The 24555-nt window shown below is 43.6% G+C and carries 24 protein-coding genes, 2 rRNA genes and 1 riboswitch; of the genes, 6 read left to right on the top strand and 20 right to left on the bottom strand.

What is annotated here, in order from left to right; all coding sequences use genetic code 11:
- Position 1: 1 nt before the first annotated feature.
- Positions 2-1060, bottom strand: coding sequence for a DUF3048 domain-containing protein (locus ACFOZY_RS06260; RefSeq protein WP_378153441.1), 1059 nt, complete (start codon positions 1058-1060; stop codon positions 2-4).
- Position 1061: 1 nt separating this feature from the next.
- Positions 1062-2798, bottom strand: a complete 1737-nt coding sequence (locus tag ACFOZY_RS06255; RefSeq protein ID WP_378153439.1) for an adenine deaminase C-terminal domain-containing protein — start codon at positions 2796-2798, stop codon at positions 1062-1064.
- A gap of 118 nt (positions 2799-2916) precedes the next feature.
- Between ACFOZY_RS06255 and ACFOZY_RS06250 the strand changes: the two genes are divergently transcribed.
- From ACFOZY_RS06250 to ACFOZY_RS06235, 4 genes are all read left to right on the top strand, one after another.
- Positions 2917-3534 carry a YgaP-like transmembrane domain gene (locus tag ACFOZY_RS06250; RefSeq protein WP_378153437.1) on the top strand — a complete coding sequence of 206 codons (618 nt, stop codon included), beginning with the start codon at positions 2917-2919 and terminating at the stop codon, positions 3532-3534.
- A 166-nt stretch (positions 3535-3700) separates the two neighbouring features.
- Positions 3701-5026: a spore germination protein gene (locus ACFOZY_RS06245; protein WP_378153435.1), complete on the top strand. Its 1326-nt coding sequence runs from the start codon at positions 3701-3703 to the stop codon at positions 5024-5026.
- 7 nt (positions 5027-5033) lie between these two features.
- Complete coding sequence (locus ACFOZY_RS06240; protein ID WP_378153433.1) at positions 5034-6146, top strand: GerAB/ArcD/ProY family transporter; 1113 nt, start codon at positions 5034-5036, stop codon at positions 6144-6146.
- Positions 6124-7242: a Ger(x)C family spore germination protein gene (locus ACFOZY_RS06235; RefSeq protein WP_378153431.1), complete on the top strand. Its 1119-nt coding sequence runs from the start codon at positions 6124-6126 to the stop codon at positions 7240-7242. The genes ACFOZY_RS06240 and ACFOZY_RS06235 overlap by 23 nt, the downstream gene beginning before the upstream one ends.
- A gap of 30 nt (positions 7243-7272) precedes the next feature.
- Here the strand turns inward: ACFOZY_RS06235 and ACFOZY_RS06230 are convergent, their stop codons facing one another.
- Complete coding sequence (locus tag ACFOZY_RS06230) at positions 7273-7755, bottom strand: GNAT family N-acetyltransferase (RefSeq protein ID WP_378153786.1); 483 nt, start codon at positions 7753-7755, stop codon at positions 7273-7275.
- Between the two features lie 110 nt (positions 7756-7865).
- The gene (locus ACFOZY_RS06225; protein ID WP_378153429.1) at positions 7866-8246 is read right to left on the bottom strand and encodes a hypothetical protein; all 381 of its coding nucleotides are present in this window, start codon (positions 8244-8246) and stop codon (positions 7866-7868) included.
- A gap of 95 nt (positions 8247-8341) precedes the next feature.
- Here ACFOZY_RS06225 and ACFOZY_RS06220 point away from each other — a divergent pair, with 95 nt between their 5' ends.
- A complete protein-coding gene (locus ACFOZY_RS06220) occupies positions 8342-8716 on the top strand; it encodes a DMT family transporter (protein ID WP_378153427.1) in 375 nt (124 codons plus the stop codon).
- A gap of 82 nt (positions 8717-8798) precedes the next feature.
- Here the strand turns inward: ACFOZY_RS06220 and purD are convergent, their stop codons facing one another.
- The 14 genes from purD to ACFOZY_RS06150 all read right to left on the bottom strand — a co-directional run bounded on the left by purD (position 8799) and on the right by ACFOZY_RS06150 (position 22562).
- Positions 8799-10058, bottom strand: coding sequence for a phosphoribosylamine--glycine ligase (purD, locus tag ACFOZY_RS06215; protein WP_378153425.1), 1260 nt, complete (start codon positions 10056-10058; stop codon positions 8799-8801).
- A gap of 14 nt (positions 10059-10072) precedes the next feature.
- Positions 10073-11608: a bifunctional phosphoribosylaminoimidazolecarboxamide formyltransferase/IMP cyclohydrolase gene (purH, locus tag ACFOZY_RS06210; protein ID WP_378153423.1), complete on the bottom strand. Its 1536-nt coding sequence runs from the start codon at positions 11606-11608 to the stop codon at positions 10073-10075.
- A gap of 72 nt (positions 11609-11680) precedes the next feature.
- A complete protein-coding gene (gene purN / locus ACFOZY_RS06205; RefSeq protein WP_378153421.1) occupies positions 11681-12265 on the bottom strand; it encodes a phosphoribosylglycinamide formyltransferase in 585 nt (194 codons plus the stop codon).
- On the bottom strand, positions 12252-13319 hold the full coding sequence (gene purM, locus ACFOZY_RS06200) for a phosphoribosylformylglycinamidine cyclo-ligase (protein ID WP_378153419.1): 1068 nt from the start codon (positions 13317-13319) through the stop codon (positions 12252-12254). Before purM ends, purN begins: the two co-directional genes overlap by 14 nt.
- An 11-nt stretch (positions 13320-13330) precedes the next feature.
- On the bottom strand, positions 13331-14752 hold the full coding sequence (gene purF, locus ACFOZY_RS06195) for an amidophosphoribosyltransferase (RefSeq protein ID WP_378153417.1): 1422 nt from the start codon (positions 14750-14752) through the stop codon (positions 13331-13333).
- The gene (purL, locus tag ACFOZY_RS06190; RefSeq protein WP_378153415.1) at positions 14737-16959 is read right to left on the bottom strand and encodes a phosphoribosylformylglycinamidine synthase subunit PurL; all 2223 of its coding nucleotides are present in this window, start codon (positions 16957-16959) and stop codon (positions 14737-14739) included. The genes purF and purL overlap by 16 nt, the downstream gene beginning before the upstream one ends.
- On the bottom strand, positions 16943-17632 hold the full coding sequence (gene purQ / locus ACFOZY_RS06185; RefSeq protein ID WP_378153413.1) for a phosphoribosylformylglycinamidine synthase subunit PurQ: 690 nt from the start codon (positions 17630-17632) through the stop codon (positions 16943-16945). Before purQ ends, purL begins: the two co-directional genes overlap by 17 nt.
- Positions 17629-17883, bottom strand: a complete 255-nt coding sequence (gene purS, locus ACFOZY_RS06180) for a phosphoribosylformylglycinamidine synthase subunit PurS (RefSeq protein ID WP_378153411.1) — start codon at positions 17881-17883, stop codon at positions 17629-17631. Before purS ends, purQ begins: the two co-directional genes overlap by 4 nt.
- Positions 17880-18596: a phosphoribosylaminoimidazolesuccinocarboxamide synthase gene (gene purC / locus ACFOZY_RS06175; protein WP_378153409.1), complete on the bottom strand. Its 717-nt coding sequence runs from the start codon at positions 18594-18596 to the stop codon at positions 17880-17882. The genes purS and purC overlap by 4 nt, the downstream gene beginning before the upstream one ends.
- A gap of 15 nt (positions 18597-18611) precedes the next feature.
- Positions 18612-19907 (bottom strand): adenylosuccinate lyase, encoded by a 1296-nt coding sequence (gene purB, locus ACFOZY_RS06170; protein ID WP_378153407.1) that lies wholly within the window; start codon positions 19905-19907, stop codon positions 18612-18614.
- Between the two features lie 12 nt (positions 19908-19919).
- A complete protein-coding gene (gene purK / locus ACFOZY_RS06165; protein ID WP_378153405.1) occupies positions 19920-21044 on the bottom strand; it encodes a 5-(carboxyamino)imidazole ribonucleotide synthase in 1125 nt (374 codons plus the stop codon).
- The gene (purE, locus tag ACFOZY_RS06160) at positions 21041-21529 is read right to left on the bottom strand and encodes a 5-(carboxyamino)imidazole ribonucleotide mutase (RefSeq protein ID WP_378153403.1); all 489 of its coding nucleotides are present in this window, start codon (positions 21527-21529) and stop codon (positions 21041-21043) included. The genes purK and purE overlap by 4 nt, the downstream gene beginning before the upstream one ends.
- 138 nt (positions 21530-21667) lie before the next feature.
- Positions 21668-21768: riboswitch (purine riboswitch) on the bottom strand.
- 79 nt (positions 21769-21847) lie between these two features.
- A complete protein-coding gene (locus ACFOZY_RS06155) occupies positions 21848-22036 on the bottom strand; it encodes an NETI motif-containing protein (RefSeq protein ID WP_378153401.1) in 189 nt (62 codons plus the stop codon).
- A complete protein-coding gene (locus tag ACFOZY_RS06150) occupies positions 22011-22562 on the bottom strand; it encodes a DUF2179 domain-containing protein (protein ID WP_378153399.1) in 552 nt (183 codons plus the stop codon). Before ACFOZY_RS06150 ends, ACFOZY_RS06155 begins: the two co-directional genes overlap by 26 nt.
- A 357-nt stretch (positions 22563-22919) precedes the next feature.
- On the opposite strand from ACFOZY_RS06150, the gene ACFOZY_RS06145 reads away from it, so the two are divergent.
- Positions 22920-23639, top strand: coding sequence for a gamma-glutamyl-gamma-aminobutyrate hydrolase family protein (locus ACFOZY_RS06145; RefSeq protein ID WP_378153397.1), 720 nt, complete (start codon positions 22920-22922; stop codon positions 23637-23639).
- Positions 23640-24273: 634 nt separating this feature from the next.
- On the opposite strand, the gene rrf is transcribed toward ACFOZY_RS06145, so the two are convergent.
- Together rrf and ACFOZY_RS06135 are read right to left on the bottom strand one after the other, a co-directional pair.
- Positions 24274-24389, bottom strand: a 5S ribosomal RNA gene (gene rrf / locus ACFOZY_RS06140).
- Between the two features lie 73 nt (positions 24390-24462).
- Positions 24463-24555, bottom strand: a 23S ribosomal RNA gene (locus ACFOZY_RS06135); the annotation flags it as partial.

Genomic DNA, 24555 nt, shown 5'->3' with positions numbered 1-24555 from the left:
ATTATGGTGTAAACGTTACGGATTGGGATAACCCAGGCTTTGTCGGAATGACGTGAATCCACGTACGACCAGGCACTAATTTCGCTGGCTGTCCGCCTTCAATCGGAGTAAGGACACCGTCCAAATTCGCCCACTCAATTTCCCTCATGGCCCCTGCCTGGAAGATATACGCTTTTCCGCCGTTAAGTTCGATTTCCTGACGGCCGACAGTATCGATTGTCCGATGCGGCGTTTCAAAGAACAATATGTTGGAAACTGCTACTTCTTCACCCGTCTTACGGTCTATCGTTGTTTCCCCACCGGATTGCCTGCTATACGTAAAAGTGTTCGGATCATAAGTATACGTATGGTGGAAGCTCTCATTTGAACCGTAACGTACGTCAATGGTATTTGCAATCGTTTCTATCGTAACATTTTCTGCCGAATCGTAGAAAACAAATGGCGGCGATTGGGACATTACCGGATCAGCCTTCACCTTTTCCATTCCTGCCACGATATTTTCGCCGGATATATAGGAGTTGTGCGGCGCGACACGATCCTTGGAACGCCAGAACAAAATGCCGTCATACTGCATGCCGTTAATATGATCGACCACCCCATTTTGAAGCATTGCTTTCGCTTCCGGGCTATAACCATGTGCTACGTAAAAAGCATCAAGTCCTTTTGCAATATCGATAAAGTAATCTCTCGAACTACGTACTGGTCCGATTTCTTCCGGGAGTTCACTTTGGAATAACGCCAATAGTCTTGTCACACTGCCTTCCGCCAATAGCTCATACACGATATCCGCATCGGAAATTCCAGACTGCGGTCGAGCATGCGGGTGGTTGTTGATCGTCACTAAAACAGGTCTTCTATCGTTTTCCACTTCTGAACCAACTCCCGTAAACGGAGCCTTATATGGTAATGATTCTTTTATCTCTTCTTCTATCTCTTCGCTTTGTTCCTCTTTCGGCTCGGGGGTGTCCGCACTTACGACCACCTCTTCTTTGTCTTTGCAAGCCGAGAGGAATAATAGCATGAACAACAGCAAAACTACAAATGCATTTCCCCTCATCATGTCACCTCGATCTCATGAATGCCGGGAAGAATGGGGTTTTCTTCATGACATCATATATTCCTTTTTGAGTAATTCGTACATATGGCAAGTGTGTCGATTGCAAGAATAATAGAGTATAAATTGCATCACCATGGCGATAACCGCGCTCTGCCAACTGTTCTTTCAACTTCAATTCTTGCTCAATTAATGTTTCCATTGGCTCAGATGACAAGCTTCCGGCGATTGATAACGGAATGGAGACAATTACTTTTTGGTCCTCAGCTAACACTATACCACCTTGCATCCGCTTCATTTCATTGAACGCGAATAGCATATCTTTAACACTTTTACCGATTAAAATAATATCTCCAGTATTTGAATAGGACGAAGCGAAACCTTTCACACTAGTAGCAAAGCCTTTGATCAATGTATTGACTCGCCATTTTCCTTGACGATCGATCAGGACCAAAAAGCTTTCATCGTGTGAAGTGGAGAGCTCTCCATCCGTAGAATCTACAGAAATGGAGTAGGGCTTCGTAATTACATCGTTTACCATTTCAATTCCGAAAGGCAATGAAAACTGTAAATCCTCTTCAAGTAAATCATACGACAATTCTAATGGTTTCAAATGAGACCAGTCGATTTCCGGCAAGGACATTACCTTTTTGCCATCACGCTTCAACCAGACGCCTTTTGACATGACGCTAACCGGTACAGGGTTGTCCTCGCTGCTCAAAAAGTTGAGCGTAGCATACCGGCCAGTCGCTACAAGCCCGTGTAGATGAGTCAAATTATAATATTTCGCAACATTGTATGAAGCCATTTGATAAGCATCAATAGGATTTACTCCTGCGTCTAATGCCACTTGAATACACTTGTCCACTACTCCATCTCGGTGGAAGGAAGGAGTCGAACCATCTGTCGTCATCATCAAGTGATCAAATACGTTCCATTTTTTATCCACAATATCACGCAACAAATCGGGCAAATCCGGTCGAATCGATGAATGACGCAATGTAACCGCGTATCCATGCTGCAAGCGGCGCTCGACTTCTTCAATCGTCATCGATTCATGGTCACCGTCAGCACCCAATAGCTTCATCCGGACAAGGGTCCGCTCTGATGCACCCGGAAAATGACCTTCTATCTTTTTACCCGACATTTTCGCCATCTGCATCCAGTACAGCATCATATCATCGCCATTGATCAGTCGCGGCCAGCCCGTAAGTTCACCCCCAACCAATACATCCTGCCGCTCCATCCACTCACCGACCGATTTGTTTGTAAAAAGTTCAAGCTCATTTTCAAGCTCTGTCTGTGAGTCAAATCTTGCCCACCAATAAAACGAAAATGGAAGTTCTCTTAATTGATCTAAAATTGAAAACGCTTTCTCATTTTCCAACATCAAAAATAAAACTAAATTATCAGACAGGAATGTTGTTGTTCCATGTTGTGCCGCATAATCGGCAAACGTTTGGGGATTATAAAGCTGAAATGGATGTACATGTGGCTCAATATAGCCTGGTACTATGTACTGCCCACTTGCATCAATGACTTCCGCACCGTCCATTTTTTTCGGCAGTTCCTTGCCGACATAAAGGATCCGGTCCCCGGAAATCCAGATGTTGCCTTGTGTCCACGTCTTGTATATTCCATGCAAATACGTGGCATTTAGTATTACCCGATCCGGCGACTTCTTCCCATCAATCATGTTTAATTGATCTCTGATTTCGCCTATTTTCCATACCGGATTGGCCATATGTCATCCATTCTCCTTTCGTAAGTCTTCATATGAAACAATAGTAGCATAGCTTTTATGTAAAAAACAGGGTGCAATGTACTTTTTTCGAAAATTCTGATAGGGGGATTTCACACACATGCCACATTCACAAAACATCAGTAATAAGAGTGCGTTCACTCGTTTCATGCTGGGTTCCATCTTAACAGCATTTGGAACAGCAAGGCTGATGCGCAATCCAAAAAGCCGTATGGCACAGGGAATGGTTGTCTTAGGTGCAATGCATGCGGCTGAAGGAGCAACAGGATACTGTCCTTCCAAAGCCATGATGGGCAACAAAAATATGATGCAAAACACTCAAGGTTCAATGGCTGGCATCACTCAAATGGCTGGAAATGTTGCTCAAAAAATGACTGGCGGAACCATGCAACAAGCTGCTAACGCTGTTCAAAATGTAGTACCTGAAGTTGGTCAATTAATGAAGGACTTTGCAAACGCAACGGGTACTACATCTACAAGTAAAACTGCTTCAGCGGGACAAGGCGGCAATACAAGTAAGAGCGCTACTGCACAAAAAGGGTCAACATCCACGTCCACACAATCCGGAAGCGGAACAAAGGCTGCTTCAAGTTCAGCGAATAAGTCTGGCACTTCCTCTAAAGATGGTGTGCCAAGCGATCAGATGATGAAGGAAGTTGCAGATCAAGTCATCAGTGCATCTTCTAAAAATACACATTCTCCACAGATCACACATTAAGGGATAAATGGGTGATGGCCGGATCGGGGAACGTGTTCTTGCACACATTAATAACAGATAAGAATCTGTGGTTTCCTTAACGGAAAACCCCACAGATTCTTATCTTGTATTTCTTGTTTTCCAACATGGAGATGGCATCCCTACTATACGCAATGAGGTGAATTACTTGTCTAAAGAAATCATTTCGTGGGTCAAAGAGCAGTTTAAAGACTCTAAAGACTTCACTCAGAAAACTTTAGAAATAGATCACAAACTTGCTCTCATGTTTTACGTTGTCACACAAGTGGATTCGGAAGCCATTCAAAAGAGTATAATCAAACCATTTTTTGAAATGCCTACTGAACAACACTTTAAGGCATATATTCAATCGCTCATTCAAACAAAAACAGTTCCTTCTAAAGAGCAGCTTATTGTTGCACTTACAAGTGGGAATGTACTTACCGTCATCGGGAATGAACTTTTTCTCTTAGAACTGCCAAAAGTACATAATGCTGACGTTCAGGACAATAAACTCGAATCCACGATTCATGGTTCACAGTTGGGGTTGAGCGAAAACTTATCTACCAACATCAACGTCCTTCGTCATAACTATCACAACGCTTCTTTGATGGTTGAGCACTTGTCTGCCGGCATGTTGAATCATATGAAACTTGCCATCATTTACGACAAGGAAAAGGTCAATGAAGAAGTTCTGAAGAGAATGAAAGAAAAAATATCAAAGAACGATAAACAGTTAATCCAAACATCCGATCAATTATTGAATTTCATGAATAATAGTAAATTTGCCCTCTTCCCCTTGCTATTGTTGACAGAACGGACAGACCGGATCATTTATAATATTGCCGGTGGAAAAGTGGCGATTGTGATGGATGGAACTCCACATGCGATTATCGGTCCAACTGTTTTTTTCGATTTTATGACCTCTATGGAGGACAATTACCATTCGTTTTGGATTGTCCAGTTTGTTAAGTTGCTCCGGTATCTCGGATTATTAACTTGTATCCTTTTGCCTGGCCTCTATGTTGGTACCACTTCTTATAGCCCTGAAGTTTTCCGGACAGAGCTCGCGCTGACCATTGCCGGAAGTCGGACAGGTGTCCCCTACCCTTCCTTTGTGGAGGTGCTCTTGATGTTATTTTTCATGGAATTATTACTTGAAGCGAGTATCCGTTTACCTAAAGCTGTAAGTGCCACTGCTACTACGGTCGGTGGCCTTGTTTTAGGAACAGCTGCAACGGAAGCTGCCCTGGCATCAAATATTATGATTATTCTCGTTTCGGCGGTGGCTATTTCAACCTTTGTCATCCCCATGAATGAAATGTCCTTCGCAATGCGCATTGTCCGGCTGGTCTTACTACTATTTGCAAGCCTATTCGGATTGGAAGGCCTGATGCTTTCATTTTTAGGTCTAATTCTCTACATGACCAATTTAAATAGTTTTGGTGAACCTTATCTCCGCTTCTACAATTACCGAAAGCGGAAAGAGAGTTGAATCAAACATGAGCCGATTTTATTACTATTTGGTATTTGTTAATCTTGTAGTGAACATTGTCGCCTCTGTTCCTTCCATTCTCCTTCACTACACTGGAAAAGGGGCACTTTCAGCAATATTATTATCCATCGTCTTCGGGGCGATCGTCGTTTGGGTCCACACCCGATTTTATATTTCATTTCCAGGGAAAGGTCTCCCGGAATTGCTTAGACAAGTTATGCCTAATTGGTTGACTAATACATTGTTAGTGTATTACTCAATTCTATGGTTTCTATCAGGTCTGATCACCTTGATTACATTTGCATTTTTACTAATCCGTTTTTTAACGCCGGATATGTCGCTGATTTTGATCGTTTTCAATTTCTTGATATTTCTTTGTGTAGGTATCCTGATGAAAACCAATCGTATTTTCTATTCAGTTGAAATGATCCTTGCGTTTTTCTTCCCATTAGTATTCTTTATCATCTTGAAAGCCATTACTTCTGACAAAATCAATTGGGACTATGCCAAAATCGCAGTTACTTATGTTAATCATACTCCCAGCTTTGCAGCCTTTGCTGCAGCCAGCTTCACGTTTTATGGTGTATCTAACTTAGTAATCTTCAATCGATTCTTTACGACACAGCAGCAATTTGGTTTTAAACAATTGATAACGGTTGTAGGTTCAGCAATTGTAATTTTAATGATCACTTACTTTATCCCTATTGGATTTAATGGATTTAAGGGAATCGAATCCCTCGTCTATCCTTGGATCGCAACGAGTGATTCACTCAGAATGGAATACGGCATAATTGAACGGATATTGTTCATCTTCTTACTCTTTTATTTGGCCATTTCATTCATTAGTATTCTAATTCATTGGCACGTCAGCCTGGAATTACTTAAAAGCACGTTCGATTTCGATCGTTATCGGATTAAGTCATTCCCTGCGATGCATTTCTGTGTAGTATCTATATTTGGCGTAGTGAGTGCCTTACTCACGATTTATTTGACTGAATATCAATTATTCATTTCTACCGAAAAGTTTTATGAACTGCTTGCAATACAATTTTTTGGTACTTGGATTCTATTTTGGTGGGTTAAGAGGAGGTTAAAGATTGTTAAGGAAACTGAGAATTAAACCATTCTTCTTCATTCTTTTTGTCTTGATCCCACTCCTCACTTCATGCGGCTTTAAAGATATTGATAAAAATGCATTCGTTTCGGCAATTGGGATTGACCGTTCCGATCACGAGGATAAACCATATAAAGTCACTTTGAAATTATTCGTTCCAACCAGTTCTTTTAAACAACAGTCTGAGCCGCAATATGCATTTATCACGAAGGAAGGAAAAACGATCGGTGATGCTATCCGTTTAATGGAAGCGGAAAGTGAGAAAAAGTTAGAGCTTGGCCATAGTAAAATTATTCTTTTTGGTGAAGACATATTAGAAAAAGACCTAAAGGAAATGGCTGATTACCTTATGCGGAGAGCTGATATCCAGCTGATTTCATGGGTAGCGGTAGGCAGGCCTTCAGCTGAAGAGATTCTGATGGCGCAGTCGGCTACAGAATCTGCCACTTATCCTTCCCTTTATAATTTCTTTGACGCAACTGGAACACTTAGCCCCTATATCGTGACCACGAACCTTTTTGAATTTAGACGAACTTACTTGGAAAAAGGAGTGCATCCTGTACTTCCAATCATTGTCTTTGATCAAAAAGAATCAAATTATAAGATCGACAAATCACTCATTTTAGTAAAAAAGGGAGAAAGAGTCGAACTAAGTCCAGAGGAAACAAAGATTTTTAATATTTTGCTGAATTTTGCTACGAAGACTGATATTACAATACAAGACGGTTCAAACTTCTCAGCATTAGCTTCGATTGATAAATATAAAACAAAGTTGAAAATTCGATATAACGAAAGTGGAAAAGCGACTGTCATCGTAGACCTTAGTATGATTGGCACAATTATTGAATCTGGAAGCACTATACGTGGAAAAGAATTACCTGAAGTTGATCGGATGGCAGAAGAAGAACTAAAAGAAGATCTAACAAAATTCCTTAAAAAAATTTCCGAAGAGGGTGCCGACCCACTTGGCCTTGGACTAAAATATAGATCTTCACGGTTACATCAAAACATTGATTATAAGCAATGGCAACAAGCCTATCGCCATCTAAATATTGACCTTAATATCAAAGTTTCATTAAAAAGTACAGGCATGACATATTAGAAAAGGCTCGCGATCAGCGAGCCTTTTGCTTTAACGTAATATCAACTGGTAAAAGTCCACACTTTGCCATTCTCCGAATTTATATCCAACTTCTTTAAAACGACCGATAAATTCGAATCCATATTTTACGTGAAGATGGACACTTCCTTCATTTCCTGTCGTGATTCCTGCGATAATGACATGATAGTTCAAGTCAGCAGCTTGGCTTAAGATCTCTTCCATCAACCTTTTCCCAATACCAAGACCACGATGGTCCTTTGAAATGTAAATTGAGATTTCCGTCGTATCTTTATACGCCTCTTTATCCCGAAAAGGGCTAAGGCTGGCATAGCCTGCAACAACACCATCTATTTCTGCGACAATAAGAGGATTCCTTCCTCCATGTGCTAAAAACCATTTTTTTCGATCCTCGATCGATTGCTCTTCCAAGTCAAATGTTGCCGTTAAATGCAGTATGGCATCATTGTAAATCGCGAGCATTTCCGGCAAATCTTCTAAGGTGGCTTCTCTCACTGACAACAAACCGGTTCACTTCCTCAACAAAATATGAACTAATTTTACTCCAGCGATAGCTATTAGGAAAGATTTTGTCGGAAAATCTCTATTTTATTTCCCAGGAAATACTACGCTTCGACAGGATATTTATATCCTAAATAAGCTAAAGCGTAATAGAGAATGGCCATTACCATTAGCAAAAGTTCGAAATATAAATTGAGCGCTCCTCTTGAGCTAATAAACACGATCAAATATGCGCTTCCTAATAGAATGCAGGTAGGTATAAAATACTTCTTGAATTGCCTTTTAGACATGAGATATGGGCTCGCCATTGTAACCGCTCCGCTGCCGAAAATCAGAATGATTAATCCTAATATTAAATAGTCATTTGTAGGATCGGTGTTATTTAGAGAACTCACCAAATCAATAGCGAATACGAACAATGCTACAACCATTGAACTTAACCCCAAAATGATAGCAATGGTCCTTATAGCTAAGAACTGAATCATAAACTCACTCCCCTTTGCTAATATATACGTTACCTATTCGATAAATGTTCAGTTTATACTAAAAAGGGGAATTATGATGTCGGAAGGGTGATCGTATGCATTGGTTCTATCTTTTTCTCGCGATCGTTTTTGAGGTGGCTGGGACTACAAGTATGAAACTCTCAGAAGGATTTACAAGATTGACGCCCAGTATTTTAATGGGTGTTTTCTATATCCTCTGTTTCAGTTTTCTTACCTTGTCCTTAAAAGCAATCGAGGTTTCTACGGCTTATGCGATCTGGTCTGGATTAGGAATCGTGCTGATCAGTGTTATTGGTTTCTTTTATTTCAATGAAACGATAAATGCTACAAAAATCATTGCGATTGCTCTAATTATGATTGGAGTAGTCATGCTGAATTTGTCAGATAAACCCGTTGCACCGGAACAGCCAACTGAGGATATTTCTTCTATTCATGAGAATGGGAATTAGACAGTTATTAATAAAACCAGTTAGATGGTTGAACCTAACTGGTTTTTGGGGAATCGTTGATATGTCATCAATAATCGTTGATTTACTCTAAAGTCCGCCAACCGATGTCGTTCCGATAGAAAAATCCTTTCCACTCGAAAGAATTCAATCCTTCGTAAACCTTTACTTGGGCTTCCTTCAATGTGTCGGCCGAAGCGGATACGAGAATGACACGACCGCCATTACCCGTAAAGTGACCTTCCACTTCCTTCGTTCCAGCGTGTATAACACCCAGACCTTTCGATTCTATTCCTGTCAAATCAGGGAGAATCGAGCCTTTCACTACATCACCAGGATAGCCCTTAGCAGCAACGACAACGCCTAACACCGCTTCGTCAGACCACTCCAACTCATATGGCTTACCATCAAGTAGCGCTGTCATGAATGCTCCGAAGTCTGATTTCATCCGGGGCAGGACCACCTGTGTTTCCGGATCACCGAAGCGCGCATTGAATTCAATGACTTTGGGACCTTCTTTAGTGAGGATCAGCCCAGCATATAGAATGCCGGAGAATGAAGCGCCTTCCTTCGCCATAGCTTCTACGGTAGGCATGATAATGGTTTCATAAGCTGTCGCAATTACTTCATCCGGTATTTGAGGCACCGGAGAGTAAGCCCCCATACCGCCTGTGTTTGGACCTTTGTCCCCATCATAGGCTCGTTTATGGTCTTGCGCGATTACCATCGGGTAAATCTGTCCGTCATGAACGATAGACATATATGAAAACTCTTCACCCTCAAGGAATTCCTCGACTACCACCCGAGAAGAGGACTCGCCGAACCTCTGGTTGCCAATCATCTCGTCAATCGCATGAACTGCTTCCTCTACTGTCATGGCAACGACGACACCTTTGCCCGCAGCGAGACCGTCAGCTTTAACGACGATTGGCGCCCCCATTTTCTTGACATATGCTTTCGCTTTAACGGCATCCGTAAACGTTTCGTACGCTGCAGTCGGTATTCCATATTTCTTCATAAGGGCTTTCGCATAAGACTTGCTGCCTTCAATCTGGGCAGCTTCTTTTGTCGGTCCGAAAATCCGAAGGCCGCGCAATTGAAAGAAATCAACAATTCCAGCCGCAAGCGGTTGCTCTGGCCCAACGAATGTGAGATCTATTTCATATTCCTTAGCAAACTGAGCCAATCCGGAAAAATCCATTACGTCGAGTGCGACACACTCAGCGTCTGCCTTCATTCCGTCATTTCCTGGTGCCACGTAAACTTCCTCTACAGATGGCGAATTCTTGAACTGCCGTGCAATAGCATGCTCTCTGCCGCCGCTTCCGATCACGAGAACCTTCATGGAATTTCCTCCTCTTAATGTTTAAAATGGCGGATTCCCGTAAATACCATGGCAATTCCGTACTCATTCGCTTTGCGGATTGAGTCTTCATCCTTCTTCGATCCGCCTGGTTGGATGATGGCTGTAATTCCTGCTTGTGCTGCAGCTTCAACTGTGTCGTCCATCGGGAAGAATGCATCTGATGCCATAGCAGCACCTTTTGCACGCTCACCTGCTTGTTCAATTGCAATTTTTGCGGAACCCACACGATTCATTTGTCCCGCTCCTACTCCGATTGTCATCTGTGTATCCGTGAGGACAATCGCATTGGATTTTACATGTTTCACTACAGCCCATCCAAGTTTTAACGCTTCCCATTCCTGTTCGGTAGGTTCACGATCTGTTACGACTTTGAGTTCAGCTTCTTTCATTCCGTAAGTGTCAGGTTCTTGCAGGAGTAGACCCCCTTCTACAGAAACTGTGTTCCATTTGTCCTTCTTGTTCTGTTCAAACGGAAGTGTTAGTAAGCGGATATTCTTCTTCACAGTCAACGCTTCAATCGCTTCTTGTGAGAATGAAGGAGCAATGATAATTTCAAGGAAAATCCCTGAAAGTTTTTCCGCTGTTGCAAGGTCGACTTCCCGATTCAATGCCACAATACCGCCGAAGATGGAAGTCGGATCTGCTTCATATGCTTTATCGAACGCTTCAGCAATGGATGAACCAGTTCCTACTCCACATGGATTCATATGCTTCACAGCAACAGCTGCCGGACCATTGAATTCCTTTACAATCTGGATAGCCGCATTTGCATCTTGAATATTATTATAGGAAAGCTCTTTGCCATGTAATTGTTCCGCGTTGGCAATCGAGAAATCAGAGCCTAAAGGACGTCGATAGAAGGCAGCCTTTTGATGAGGATTTTCACCATATCGAAGCGGCTGTTTCAATTCATACGTCAACGTCATCGTCTCAGGGAACTCATCACCAGCCAAGTCAGTCAAGTAACCGGAAATCAATGCATCATAAGAAGCTGTGTGGCGGTATACTTTTGCTGCAAGACGTCGGCGAGTTTCCAAAGTCGTTTTCCCTTCGTTTCGAAGCTCTGTCAAAACACCTTCATAGTCCGAAGCATCCACAAGAACGGTAACGTACGCATGGTTTTTGGCAGAAGCGCGCAACATGGCAGGACCGCCGATATCGATGTTTTCAATTGCATCTTCCACTGTTACGTCAGGCTTCGAGATGGTTTCCCGGAATGGATACAAGTTTACGCAGACGATGTCGATCGGCTGTATTCCGTGCTCCTCCATTTGCTCAACGTGTTCAGGATCGTCATGTTTTGCTAAAAGCCCTCCGTGGATCATCGGATTCAATGTTTTCACACGTCCACCCAAGATTTCCGGGAAGTTCGTCACTTGATCGACCGGAGTGATCTCAATTCCATTATCCATCAGGCGCTTCTTTGTTCCTCCGGTTGAAAGGATTTCATATCCTAACTCTTTCAACGCTGTTGCAAATTCCGCTATGCCTGTTTTATCTGAAACACTGATGAGCGCACGTTTTGCCACTTCAATTCCTCCTTAAAATGCAGAGAGCGACAGGTTGTCCGGAAGGCAATCCGACAGTTGTCGCCCTGCTTGTTATCGTTTCGCTAAGCTTTTACTGAATAACTTGTTCAATGTATTTTTATATAATGTATGTTCTGCCTCATGTATCGCTTTTTCAGTCAATTCCCGGTCCCCTTCAATCACTTCAACCGCCTGTTGTGCAATGATCGGGCCGGTGTCCATCCCTTCATCGACATAGTGTACCGTTACACCAGTCACTTTGACTCCGTGGGAAAGTGCTTGACCAATTGCGTCTTTACCAGGAAACGCGGGAAGCAGCGATGGATGGATATTGAGGATTTGACCTTTGAATTCCGACAGCAGAGTCGGGCCAATTAGACGCATATATCCAGCAAGTACAATCCATTCGACCTCATGACGTTTCAGTTCTGTTGTGATGAAGGCTTCGTATTCCGCTTTTGTAGGGTAATCCTTTGGACTTATTGCCAAGACCGGAATCCCCGCCTTATCTGCCCGTTGGACGACGAATGCATGAGGTTTGTCTGTCACAACTAATGCGATTCGGGCATTCAGTTCTCCACACTGGATCGCTTCATGGAGCGCTTGGAAATTACTCCCGCTCTCCGAAGCGAATACCGCAATGTTAGTTCTCTCCATTGCGTAAACTCCCGTCATGCAGACCGTTATAAACTACACCGGATCCACTGACAACACGGCCAATTACAAACGCATCCTCACCGTTCTCTGCTGCAATTTCAATGGCTCTGCGCGCGTGCGATTCCGGCAATGCCATCACGAAACCGATTCCCATATTGAAGACATTATACAAATCCGAATCTGAGAGATTGCCTTTATCCTTCAACATTGCAAATACAGTTGGTACCGGCCAGGATCCGATTTTCACTTCAACACCGAGTCCTTCCGGCAGCATACGTGGCAGATTCTCTTCAAATCCGCCGCCCGTTACGTGCGCCATCCCATGGATGTCCACTTCTCGGTGAACTGCCAGTACAGGTTTTACGTAAATTTTCGTAGGAGTCAAAAGGGCTTTGCCGATTTTCCCTAACTCTTCGTAACCTGCAACGAGTTGATCCATTTCATATTGCTCTTCTTCAAATACAATCTTCCGGACCAAAGAATAGCCGTTAGAGTGAATGCCGCTGGATGAAAGACCGATCAGGACATCGCCTTCTTGAACTTTTTCTCCAGTCACAACCTTCGACTTTTCAGCTGCACCGACAGCGAAACCAGCCAAATCATATTCATCTTCCTCATATAGACCTGGCATTTCAGCAGTCTCTCCGCCGATTAGTGCAGCTCCCGCCTGAACACAGCCATCTGCGATTCCTTTAATAATCTGTTCAATCTTGGCAGGCTCTGCCTTTCCGACCGCAATATAATCTAAGAAGAAAAGAGGTTCTGCTCCTTGGGCGACGATGTCATTCACACACATGGCGACACAGTCGACGCCGATTGAATCATGCTGGTCAGCCGCGAAAGCCAACTTCAGTTTCGTACCGACCCCATCCGTTCCGGAAATCAACACCGGTTCCTTCAAACCGAGCTGAGACAAGTCAAACATGCCTCCGAAACCACCAAGAGCACCGATTGCCCCTTTTCGCGCTGTCCGTTCAACATGTGACTTCATTCGTCGGACAGCTTCATAGCCTGCTTCAATATTAACTCCTGCTTTTTCATATGCTTTTGACATATTTCGCCCTCCTAATGAACAAGCTCTTTTTCATGAGGCATAACTGTATCCGGGTAGATCTCTGTTGGATAGTTTCCAGTAAAGCAAGCCATGCAAAGGCCGCGTGTTTCATTATCATCCGGACGACCGATGGCATTTTTCATTCCCTCTTCTGACAAGAAGGTTAAGGAGTCTGCACCGATCAATTGGCGAATCTCTTCAATTTCATTCCCTGAAGCGATCAGTTCAGAGTCAGTGCTAACGTCAATTCCATAGAAGCAAGGATTTTTCATCGGTGGTGAGCTGATGACAACATGCACTTCTTTTGCTCCTGCTTCCTTCAGCATCGTTACGATTCGTCTTGAAGTTGTTCCTCTGACGATTGAATCATCGACCATGACAACTCGTTTGCCATTCACAACTGAACGGACAGGAGAAAGCTTCATCTTGACACCACGTTCACGGAGTTCCTGTGTCGGCTGGATAAATGTACGGCCAACATAACGGTTTTTAATCAACCCTAATTCGTATGGAATGCCGCTCTCTTCAGAGAATCCGATGGCAGCGGAAATACTGGAGTCTGGTACGCCAGTTACGACATCAGCCTCAACAATAACTTCTTTTGCCAACTGCTTACCGAGACGCTTCCGAGCACTATGGATGTTAATCCCGTCAATGTCTGAATCCGGTCGGGAAAAATAAACATATTCAAGAGCACAGATTGCCCGCTCCGCTTTCGGTGTATAACGGTCAGTTTGGATTCCTTTGTCGTTGATGATCAGAAACTCACCCGGCTCAACCGAACGGACAAATTCCGCTCCAATAATGTCGAATGCACAAGTTTCAGAAGCAACAACCCAAGCATCGCCTAACTGGCCGATTGATAGTGGACGCAGCCCATTTGGGTCAAGTGCTACGAATAGCGCATCTTCAGTAAGGACCAAGTAAGCGAATGCTCCCTTTAAAATAGAGAGAGCACTTTTCGCACGTTCCTTCATCGGGCCATTCCCGCTTTGTTTCATTAAATGCGCCAATACCTCTGTGTCGGAAGTCGTCTGAAAGATGCTTCCCTTCCGCTCTAAATGATGCTTCAAATGATTGGCGTTGACGATATTGCCGTTATGAGCAACCGCCAGGCTTCCCGTTGTTGAACGGAACAGAAGGGGCTGGACATTCTCCACTCCTCCGCCCCCAGCTGTTGCATAGCGTACATGACCGATGGCAGCTTTCCCCTTCAAGCTCTTCAATTTGTTTTCATCGAAAACTTCATTCACTAAGCCTTCGCCTTTAATGCCATTCAAGTTACGTCCATCTGTTGTGATGATTCCTGCCCCTTCTTGCCCTCTATGCTGCAAAGCATGAAGTCCGTAATAGGTAATTTGTGCAGGATTTTCATGTCCCCAAATACCGAACACGCCACATTCTTCATTTAGTCCTTTTACTTCAGCAAGCATGGGATCGCCCCTTTCCAAGCGGAACGGAACTCTTCAACGGAACCGTTCAGCAATACGGAGTTCTGTTCTCCGAAAATCGTGATGTTGTTGTCATTTGTCACAGTTCCAATTTTCACAGCATCTTTTACTATTGCTTCAAAAGCTTCTGCGTGTTCCGGTTGAACAGAAACTAAGAAACGGGATTGCGTTTCACTGAAAAGGGATGAAACAGGTGAACCTAATACAGTCACTTCAGCTCCTAATCCTTCAGCGCTGAACGTCTTTTCTGCCAACGCCACCGCTAAACCGCCTTCAGCCAAGTCGTGTGCAGATTGGACGAGTCCGTTTGTAATAGCCGCTAATAGTGATTCTTGACGAGCCGCTTCGATGTCGAGGTCAATTTCCGGTGCTTTCCCGAAAATCCGCCCTTCCGTCATCTTTTGAAGCTCACTTCCGCCGAATTCCGTTTTCGTTTCACCTATCAGGTAAATGAAATCGCCAGCGTGTTTAAACTGTTGGGTCGTTACATGTGATAGATCTTCAACTAAGCCGACCATACCGATTGTAGGTGTCGGATACACGGCCATACCGCTCCGTTCGTTATATAGCGAAACATTCCCTCCGATTACCGGAGAATTTAGAGCCGTACAAGCAGCAGAAATTCCGTCAGCGGACTTCTCAATCTGCCAGAAGATTTCTGGTCTCTCCGGATTACCGAAGTTCAGGCAATCTGTAATGGCTAGTGGTTTCGCACCCGAGCAGACAATATTCCGCGCAGCTTCTGCAACAGCAATCTTTCCTCCAGTTTCCGGGTCGAGGTAAATGTATCGGGAGTTACAGTCCGTCGTCATCGCAAGTCCTTTTTTCGTGCCGCGGACACGAAGCACGGCTGCATCCGAACCGGGAGCCACCACTGTATTCGTCCGTACTTGGTGATCGTATTGATCATACACCCATTCTTTCGAAGCAATCGTCGGCTGTTTCAATAAATTCAGTAAAGTCTCTTTATAGTCATCCACATTCGGCTCAACATTCGCCATCGTTTGGAATTCTTCATAGTACGTCGGAACTTTTGAAGGCTTATAATAAACAGGTGCATCTTCTGCAAGTGCATCAGCCGGAACCTCTGCAACTACTTCTCCTTTGTGAACAAGTCGAAGCATTTTATCTTCTGTTACGACTCCAACCGCTACTGCATCCAAATCGTACTTTTCAAAAAGCTCGATCACTTCTTGCTCGCGGCCTTTTTTAACGACCACAAGCATACGCTCTTGGGATTCAGAAAGCATCATCTCGTAAGCAGTCATATTCGTTTCACGTTGCGGTACAAAGTCGAGGTTCATTTCGATTCCGAAACCTGCTTTGGACGCCATCTCTGCGGATGATGAAGTGAGACCTGCCGCTCCCATGTCCTGAATACCGACAAGTGCATCGGATTTAACGAGTTCCAGACATGCTTCCAAAAGAAGCTTCTCCATGAACGGGTCGCCGACTTGAACGGCAGGACGCTTTTCTTCAGAAGCTTCCGTCAATTCTTCCGATGCGAATGTCGCACCGTGAATACCATCGCGTCCAGTTTTCGCACCAACATACATGACAGTATTTCCTACACCAGAAGCAATCCCTTTTTGGATGTCCTCATGGTTGATTAACCCGACACACATTGCATTGACGAGCGGATTTCCTTCATAACAAGGGTCGAATTGTACTTCACCGCCGACCGTCGGGATTCCGATGCAGTTACCGTAACCTGCAATCCCTGCTACTACTTCTTCGAATAAATACTTCACACGCGGAGTTTCCAACTCGCCGAAACGTAGTGAGTTCAACATCGCAATTGGACGAGCTCCCATAGAGAACACATCACGGATGATCCCGCCTACACCTGTAGCTGCCCCTTGGTAAGGCTCAATAGCGGAAGGATGGTTATGGGATTCCATTTTAAATACAACTGCCTGCCCATCACCGATATCAACGATTCCCGCACCTTCTCCGGGTCCTTGAAGAACTTGTGGCCCCTTCGTCGGGAACTTGCGAAGAACCGGCTTTGAATTCTTATAGGAACAGTGCTCCGACCACATGACAGAGAACAAACCTGTTTCTGTGTAGTTCGGCAAACGTCCTAAGATCTTCTCGACCATTCCGAATTCTTCATCCGACATACCCATTTGCGTATATAGTTTCTGCTCTTTGATCTGTTCCGGACTTGGCTCAAGCATGACTGACATAGTTTGCTTCCCTCCACTGTTTAACGATCGATTTGAATAACGCAAGACCATCTGCGCTGCCTAATAGTTCATCTACTGCTCTTTCAGGGTGAGGCATCATACCGAGTACATTTCCCCGCTCGTTGACAATCCCTGCAATGTCTTCAACACTGCCGTTCGGATTTTCGCCTGCATAGGTGAATACGATTTGGTTATTCGCTTTTAATCTAGTAAGAGTTTCTTCGTCACAATAGTAGTTGCCTTCACCATGTGCAATCGGGATGTTCAGTACTTCCCCCTCGCTGTATTGATTGGTGAATAAGGTGTCACTGTTTACCACTTTCAAAGGAACGGTGCGGCACATGAATTTCAAGTTTTTATTGCGCAATAAGGCCCCAGGAAGAAGACCGGCTTCGGTTAAAATTTGGAACCCATTACAAACGCCGAGCACCGGCTTTCCTGCTTCTGCTGCCTTCACCACTTCACCCATGATGTTTGAGAAACGGGCAATCGCTCCGCAGCGAAGATAGTCGCCGTATGAAAAGCCGCCTGGAATGAGGATTCCATCGTAGCTGCTTAAGTCTGTTGCATCATGCCATACATACTCGACTTCTTCCCCTAATTCGTCCTTGATGGCATGGAACATGTCGACGTCACAGTTGGAGCCGGGGAATACGATGACTGCAAACTTCATTGGTTCACAGCCTCCTCGACCTCATAGCGGTAATCCTCAATGACTACGTTCGCCAATAGTTTTTCACACATTTCTCTTACTACTGCATCCAAATTACGCTCAGAAGGTTCAACTTGAAGTTCTAAGTATTTGCCAATCCGGACATCCGCCACTTCGCCGTAACCCATCGTGTGGAGTGCCCCTTTCAATGCTGTACCTTGCGGGTCTAATACACTTTCACGAAGGGTCACATATACTTTTACTTTTTTCATACAGTTTTGCCTCCTAAGCGGTTTAAGATGATTTCATATACTTCGGTCAAGCTGCCGAGGTCTCTGCGGAATACGTCTTTGTCTAACTTCTGTTTCGTTTCAGCATCCCAAAGCCTGCATGTATCTGGGGAAATTTCATCGGCAAGAAGAATATTGCCTTCTGCATCGCGGCCAAATTCAAGCTTAAAGTCTACTAAAATAACACCAATCTCATTGAAGAATTGAGACAATACTTCATTCACTAACAAAGCCTTAGCATAAAGCTCATTAACCTCTGATTCTGATGCGAGATTAAGAATATCGATATGCTCTTCCGTAATAAGAGGATCACCGAGTGCATCGTCTTTGTAGTAGAATTCGACAATGGTCCGCTGTAGTTCAGTTCCTTCTTCAATTCCAAGACGCTTAGCAAGGCTGCCAGCCGCCACATTACGAGTGACTACCTCAATCGGAATAATATCAACCTTTCTGACCAACTGTTCACGATCAGAAAGCTGTTCAACAAAGTGAGAGGGAATCCCCTTTTCATTCAGGCGTTCAAACAGGAGAGACGTAATGCGGTTATTATACGTCCCTTTCCCGTCAATCTCAGCCTTTTTCTCGCCATTAAACGCGGTTGCACTGTCTTTATATTCAACGAATAAAATATCTTCATGGTCCGTAGCGTAAAGCCGTTTCGCTTTCCCTTCATACAATAGCTGGCCTTTTTTCACTGGTGGTTCCCCCGATCAGTTTAGTCCGAGACGCTCAAAAATTAGATCTACATGCTGTAAGTGATAGTTATAGTCGAAGCAATCATCCAATTCCTCTTTGGATAGACGGCTTGTAATCTTGTCGCTGTTTTCAACTAAGCTGCGGAAAGGCACTTGTTTTTCCCACGCTTCCATAGCAAGCGGCTGAACTGTATCATATGCTTCTTCACGTACAAGCCCTTTATCGATCAGAGCTAAAAGCACACGTTGTGAATAAATCAGTCCAAGCGTACGATCCATATTGCGTTTCATGTTATCCGGGAACACAGTCAAGTTCTTCACAATGTTGCCGAAGCGGTTCAACATGTAGTTCAGTGCAATGGTTGCATCCGGGAGAATGACACGCTCCGCTGAAGAATGCGAGATATCACGCTCATGCCAAAGTGATACATTTTCATAAGCCGTCAGCATATAGCCTCTTACAAGGCGAGCCATTCCCGTCATATTTTCGGATCCGATTGGATTCCGTTTATGAGGCATTGCAGACGAACCCTTTTGGCCTTTCGCAAAGAACTCTTCCACTTCACGAGTTTCCGACTTTTGAAGTCCACGTACTTCAGTAGCGAACTTTTCAATCGATGTGGCAATCAGTGCAAGTGTGCTCATATATTGCGCATGGCGGTCACGTTGCAACGTCTGAGTTGAAATTGGCGCAGCTTGCAAGCCGAGCTTTACACAAACGAATTGCTCTACAAACGGATCGATATTGGCATACGTACCGACAGCTCCGGAGATTTTACCGGTTTCAATTGTTTTAGCTGCAGCCTCGAAACGTTCGACGTTACGCTTCATCTCTTCATGCCATAGCGCAAGCTTCAAACCGAACGTCGTCGGCTCAGCATGCACCCCGTGCGTGCGTCCCATCATAACGGTATATTTATGTTCTTTTGCTTTATTCGCAAGGATTTCAACGAAGTTATGAAGGTCCTTCCGGATGATTGTGTTCGCCTGTTTAATTTGATAAGAAAGGGCCGTATCGACTACATCAGTGGAAGTCAATCCGTAATGCACCCATTTCCGTTCTTCGCCTAAAGTTTCAGATACCGCACGAGTGAAAGCGACTACGTCATGGCGCGTTTCTTGCTCGATTTCCAAAATGCGATCTACTGAGAAAGAAGCATTCGCACGAAGCTTTGCAACATCCTCTTTCGGAATAACTCCAAGTTCTGCCCATGCTTCACAAGCAAGGATTTCCACTTCCAGCCACGCATTATAGCGGTTCTCGTCTGTCCAAATAGCACCCATTTCAGGTCGTGTATAACGTTCAATCATCTAAAGTTCCTCCTATTCGGCCCAAATGCCGGATTCCTCAATGTCGTTCAAAGTCTTCTCAATATCTTCTGTCAGTATGGTCACATGTCCCATCTTCCGGTTATTCTTAGCTTCAGCTTTCCCATATAGATGAATGGACCAATCAGGATATTTCGGAATGGCATTCGTTACTGGCACAACATGCTGGCCTAACACATTCACCATAATGACAGGAGAATGAAGTTCCGGCTTTCTTAACGGCCAGTTGCACACTGCCCGGATGTGCTGATGGAATTGCGAAATGTTACAAGCTTCAATCGAGTAATGGCCTGAATTATGCGGTCTCGGTGCCAATTCGTTAATGATGATCGAACCATCTTTCAGGACGAACATTTCGACTGCTAACGTACCGACTAAGTTCAACTCATCTGCAATTTTCATTGCCGCTTCATTAGCCTTCGCCATAATGTCCCGAGTAATCCTTGCTGGAACAATCGTCTCATGTAGAATGTGATTTATATGAATGTTCTCTCCTACAGGCAAGCATATGGAATGACCGTGGCCATTGCGCTGAACAATCACCGAGATCTCTTTTTCAAACGGCACGAACGATTCTGCCACACAAGCAGAATGTGAAAAAAGGTTCTCAGCCAAATGAAGGTCTTCCTTTGACTCAATGAACTGCTGCCCTTTTCCGTCATAGCCTCCCCGTGTTGTTTTAACGATGCACGGAAATTTGATGTCATTAGCTTTTGTGATCAGTTCTTCAAATGTTTCTGCCGTTACATACGACGCAACAGGCACCCCTGCATTGGAGATCGCTTCTTTTTCAGCGATCCGGTCTTGCGTGATCCTGACCAGTTCTGCTCCTTGCGGCACATAAGCGATTTCAGAAAGTCGTTTTAATCCGTCAACATCGATATTTTCAAATTCGTACGTTATGATGTCACTTACCTCTGCCAATTCTTCAAGGGCAGCCTCATCATCGTATTTCGCTACAATGCGGATGTCTGCTACTTGCCCGCATGGTGAATCCATAGTTGGGTCGAGCACAGCAATCTTAAAGCCTGCTTCTTTCGCAGCCAACGCCATCATTCTCCCTAATTGTCCGCCCCCGATAATTCCGATTGTTTGTCCAGGATAAATGATTTTCGTCAATTTAAGTCACCACTGCTTTCCAACACAGTCTGTTTAGTCCGTTCTCGTCTTTCTGCCAATTTTTCTGCTAATTCCTTGTCGTAGATCGATAGGATTTGAGCTGCCAATAATCCAGCATTCGTAGCCCCTGCCTTTCCGATGGCTACAGTCGCAACGGGTACACCACCAGGCATTTGGACAATTGAAAGTAGAGAATCGAGTCCATTCAAAGCCTTTGACTGTACCGGAACACCTATAACTGGAAGCGTCGTCTTTGCTGCAACCATCCCTGGCAAGTGGGCTGCTCCCCCTGCCCCAGCAATGATCACTTCAATTCCTCTAACTCTTGCCGTTTCTGCATATTCGAACATGAGGTCCGGCGTACGGTGAGCCGAGACTACTTTCTTTTCAAAAGGCACATGTAAATCCTCTAATATTTCACACGCATGTTTCATCGTTTCCCAGTCACTGGTACTACCCATGATGACTCCAACTTTTGGATTCATGTCATTGTTCTCTCCTAACGTAAAAAATCCTTAAATAAACTGCTTCATATACGCATGAAAAGCAGTCTACTTAAGGATTTGAAAATTCTTGGATGAACCACGTATACACATGAACGGTTCACACCTTTCGCTTTCATTCCGTAAGTTGCTTTCCCGCATAGTCCGGACATTTACGGTGCCCTGGTAGAAACGCTGATGCCAATTCTTCAGCATATATGGGGATTCTCTTATCTTCACACTCATTTTAACAAGAGTATGTAAGTGAGTCAACGGAAAAAGGCGAACAATTTAATTTCAGACAATTTTATTGTTCGTGTTTTAATCATCTGCTTTTATTCCTTTAAATTTGATAACTTGCCTAATCGGGACAGGTACCCCGTTCACTTCTTCAAACAAAGGCTCTTCTTTTCGTCCAGCGAGCTGGTAGCCTTCCTTTGCCATTCGTTGGAGACAATCGTCAATCGATTCTTTCTCCCCTACTTCAAACCATATTGTCTTTTTTGCCATCTTTATAAAGTTTCCCTTTCCTGAGGCGCTTGACCCAGAAACCGCCATGAATCGTCTTCGGTTCGTACGAAATCATAAACGCTCTCGGTTCAACTTCCTTAATGCGTGCATACAACTTTCCTTCATCTTTACGCGGAGTCAAGATTTGCATTTCTTGGCGTCCGCCCTCTCGGCCACTGACATCCCAAACCGTTACACCATAACCGTCATTACGAAGAATGTTAGCAAGTTCATTGTTTTCAGTAACGGTAATAACATTTACCATCGTATAACCGAGTGCCAATCTTTCCTCGAGCTTCGTACCTACAATGATCCCAACACCAAAACCTAATGCGTAGGCAATGACATTCTGGATTTCACTTAAGTTTTGAAGAACAAGTCCCAACCCTACTACATATACCACAACTTCGACCATACTGACAAAAGCCGCAATATAGCGATAACCTTTAAAAGTCAAAATCATTCGGAATGTGGAAAGACTCACATACACGATGTTGATGACAAAAATAAGTATTACTGTCCACATACTGCAATCTTCCTTTCACTAAGCAGTTACTTACTTATACCCGTTCAATCGTTGAATATGTAAGAAGTTGAACGGAAAATATAAGGGTATCATATGTAAAGGTGTTATTAAAATTTTGGTTATGCGCTTATACGCTCCGACGAAGAAAGGTTCAGTTGATCTGACAAACCTTCTACTTATTTTCACATTAATCAACTGTATGTAAAAACGCCGACTGACACTATTCTTTCTTTTCTCTCAACCATATATAACAAAGTAAATCATTTTGTCGAAATAACTTTTGGAAAGAAGAAACAGTTTCTATTTCAAGGTAATGAGGGTATAGTAATTCATTCTACATGACAAAGGAAGGTTTTTATGAAGCCGTTAATTGGAATTACAGCAGAAATCAGAGAGGGCAATTATTTCTTGCCACCTATTTATAGTAAAGTAGTCATTCAAGCAGGAGGGATCCCAGTATTAATTCCACAAATACCGGATGAAGATATACAAGAAATGTGTAACCAAATTGATGCATTACTTGTGACAGGCGGCGAAGACATTGACCCAGGCTATTATGGCCAAGAGCCACATGTCGATTTAGGCATCATTACACCTCGATTGGATCGTATGGAGTATCTTCTGGTCCAAGAATTTTTAAAGCAGGATAAACCCTATATCGGTATTTGCCGTGGACTCCATATGCTTAATGTTGTCAACGGGGGATCCTTATATCAAAGCATCCATACCGAACGTGAAAAAGAAGTCATACAACATAAACAAAAAGCACCGCGTACCCACCGAGCCCATACTGTAAAGTTGGAAAAAGATAGCCGGATGTTCGAATTGCTCGGGGAAGATGAATTTAAAGTTAATTCATTTCACCACCAAGCGTGCAATAAAGTCCCAGATTCCTTGAAAATTGTAGCGACTGCAAAGGACGGAATCATAGAAGGCGTTGAAAGCCCTGAGCATTCCTTTGTATTCGGATTTCAATGGCACCCAGAGGAATTTGCCTGGGATGGAGATGAACCTTCACAGCACCTTTTCAAATCATTTATAGACGCTGCTGTGAAACGAAAAGAACTTAATAGGTAAGGTGTTCTAATAAGGTAAAGGACAGATGAAGTATGATAAAGCGATAGAATTAGAAAAATTGATCAACTGAAGGCTGGTCTGGGATTTACGTTGTAGTTGCAAGTTGGTTGAGTTCATCGAGGAGAAGATTATTTCTAAATTGAGCAAGTTTATTTGCGAATTGAGCATGTTTATTTACTTATTGAATTGAGCAAGTATATTTGCGAATTTTGTTGAAAGTTTGAAGATATATTTGCGAATCACTGAAAATGAGGTTGGAGTGCTGATAAAGTGGCACTTACTATATCTTTTTAGTTTACTTGCAAGTTTGTCGTGTTTACTTGCAAGTTTTTGTCGAACACTTGCAAGTTTTTATCGATTACTTGCAAATTCCATTGATTTACTTGCAAATGTAACGCAACCAGTCGAAAAAAATGGAAAAGTGGTTCTTCACCTCGTTTACTGTCCAATTTCCACTGAATACTGTCCAGTTTGAATCATTACTGTCCAAATGAAGTGAAATACCGTCCAGTTGCATCCGTTTACTGTCCAAATCAAAAAGGGTTGAAAGAATGTGCTTCTCCAACATTCTTTCAACCCTTATCTCTTTTACAAAATAAAAAACCGCCACCGATTAAAATCGGTAACGGCCTTGGCCCAGCGATGTCCTACTCTCACAGGGGGAAACCCCCAACTACCATCGGCGCTGAAGAGCTTAACTTCCGTGTTCGGTATGGGAACGGGTGTGACCTCTTCGCCATCATCACTGGACTGTTGAGCTTGTTCGCTCAAAACTGGATAAACAAGACATTGAAGCTTTTCAAGCAGTTCTTCCGAACTTTATTAGGTTAAGTCCTCGATCGATTAGTATTCGTCAGCTCCACACGTCGCCGCGCTTCCACCCCGAACCTATCTACCTCATCGTCTTTGAGGGATC

Origin of the sequence: Chungangia koreensis, assembly GCF_042651785.1 — a bacterium.
GTDB classification, from domain to species: domain Bacteria; phylum Bacillota; class Bacilli; order Bacillales_A; family Planococcaceae; genus Chungangia; species Chungangia koreensis.
The sequence above is the reverse complement of the archived record's forward strand: the minus strand, read 5'-3'. Positions and strand labels throughout refer to the sequence as shown.

Bases quoted from the DNA above. Each gene is read 5' to 3' on its own strand.
- purE (WP_378153403.1), bottom strand. From the start codon at position 21,529: ATGAATCCAAAAGTTGGAGTCATCATGGGTAGTACCAGTGACTGGGAA.
- purF (WP_378153417.1), bottom strand. From the start codon at position 14,752: ATGCTTGCTGAAGTAAAAGGACTAAATGAAGAATGTGGCGTGTTCGGT.
- ACFOZY_RS06250 (WP_378153437.1), top strand. From the start codon at position 2,917: ATGCCACATTCACAAAACATCAGTAATAAGAGTGCGTTCACTCGTTTC.
- ACFOZY_RS06155 (WP_378153401.1), bottom strand. From the start codon at position 22,036: ATGGCAAAAAAGACAATATGGTTTGAAGTAGGGGAGAAAGAATCGATT.
- purM (WP_378153419.1), bottom strand. From the start codon at position 13,319: ATGTCAAAAGCATATGAAAAAGCAGGAGTTAATATTGAAGCAGGCTAT.
- ACFOZY_RS06145 (WP_378153397.1), top strand. From the start codon at position 22,920: ATGAAGCCGTTAATTGGAATTACAGCAGAAATCAGAGAGGGCAATTAT.
- ACFOZY_RS06220 (WP_378153427.1), top strand. From the start codon at position 8,342: ATGCATTGGTTCTATCTTTTTCTCGCGATCGTTTTTGAGGTGGCTGGG.
- purL (WP_378153415.1), bottom strand. From the start codon at position 16,959: ATGTCAGTCATGCTTGAGCCAAGTCCGGAACAGATCAAAGAGCAGAAA.
- ACFOZY_RS06255 (WP_378153439.1), bottom strand. From the start codon at position 2,798: ATGGCCAATCCGGTATGGAAAATAGGCGAAATCAGAGATCAATTAAAC.
- purS (WP_378153411.1), bottom strand. From the start codon at position 17,883: ATGAAAAAAGTAAAAGTATATGTGACCCTTCGTGAAAGTGTATTAGAC.
- ACFOZY_RS06225 (WP_378153429.1), bottom strand. From the start codon at position 8,246: ATGATTCAGTTCTTAGCTATAAGGACCATTGCTATCATTTTGGGGTTA.
- ACFOZY_RS06240 (WP_378153433.1), top strand. From the start codon at position 5,034: ATGAGCCGATTTTATTACTATTTGGTATTTGTTAATCTTGTAGTGAAC.
- purQ (WP_378153413.1), bottom strand. From the start codon at position 17,632: ATGAAGTTTGCAGTCATCGTATTCCCCGGCTCCAACTGTGACGTCGAC.
- ACFOZY_RS06260 (WP_378153441.1), bottom strand. From the start codon at position 1,060: ATGATGAGGGGAAATGCATTTGTAGTTTTGCTGTTGTTCATGCTATTA.
- ACFOZY_RS06150 (WP_378153399.1), bottom strand. From the start codon at position 22,562: ATGTGGACAGTAATACTTATTTTTGTCATCAACATCGTGTATGTGAGT.
- purB (WP_378153407.1), bottom strand. From the start codon at position 19,907: ATGATTGAACGTTATACACGACCTGAAATGGGTGCTATTTGGACAGAC.
- purD (WP_378153425.1), bottom strand. From the start codon at position 10,058: ATGAAGGTTCTCGTGATCGGAAGCGGCGGCAGAGAGCATGCTATTGCA.
- purN (WP_378153421.1), bottom strand. From the start codon at position 12,265: ATGGAGAGAACTAACATTGCGGTATTCGCTTCGGAGAGCGGGAGTAAT.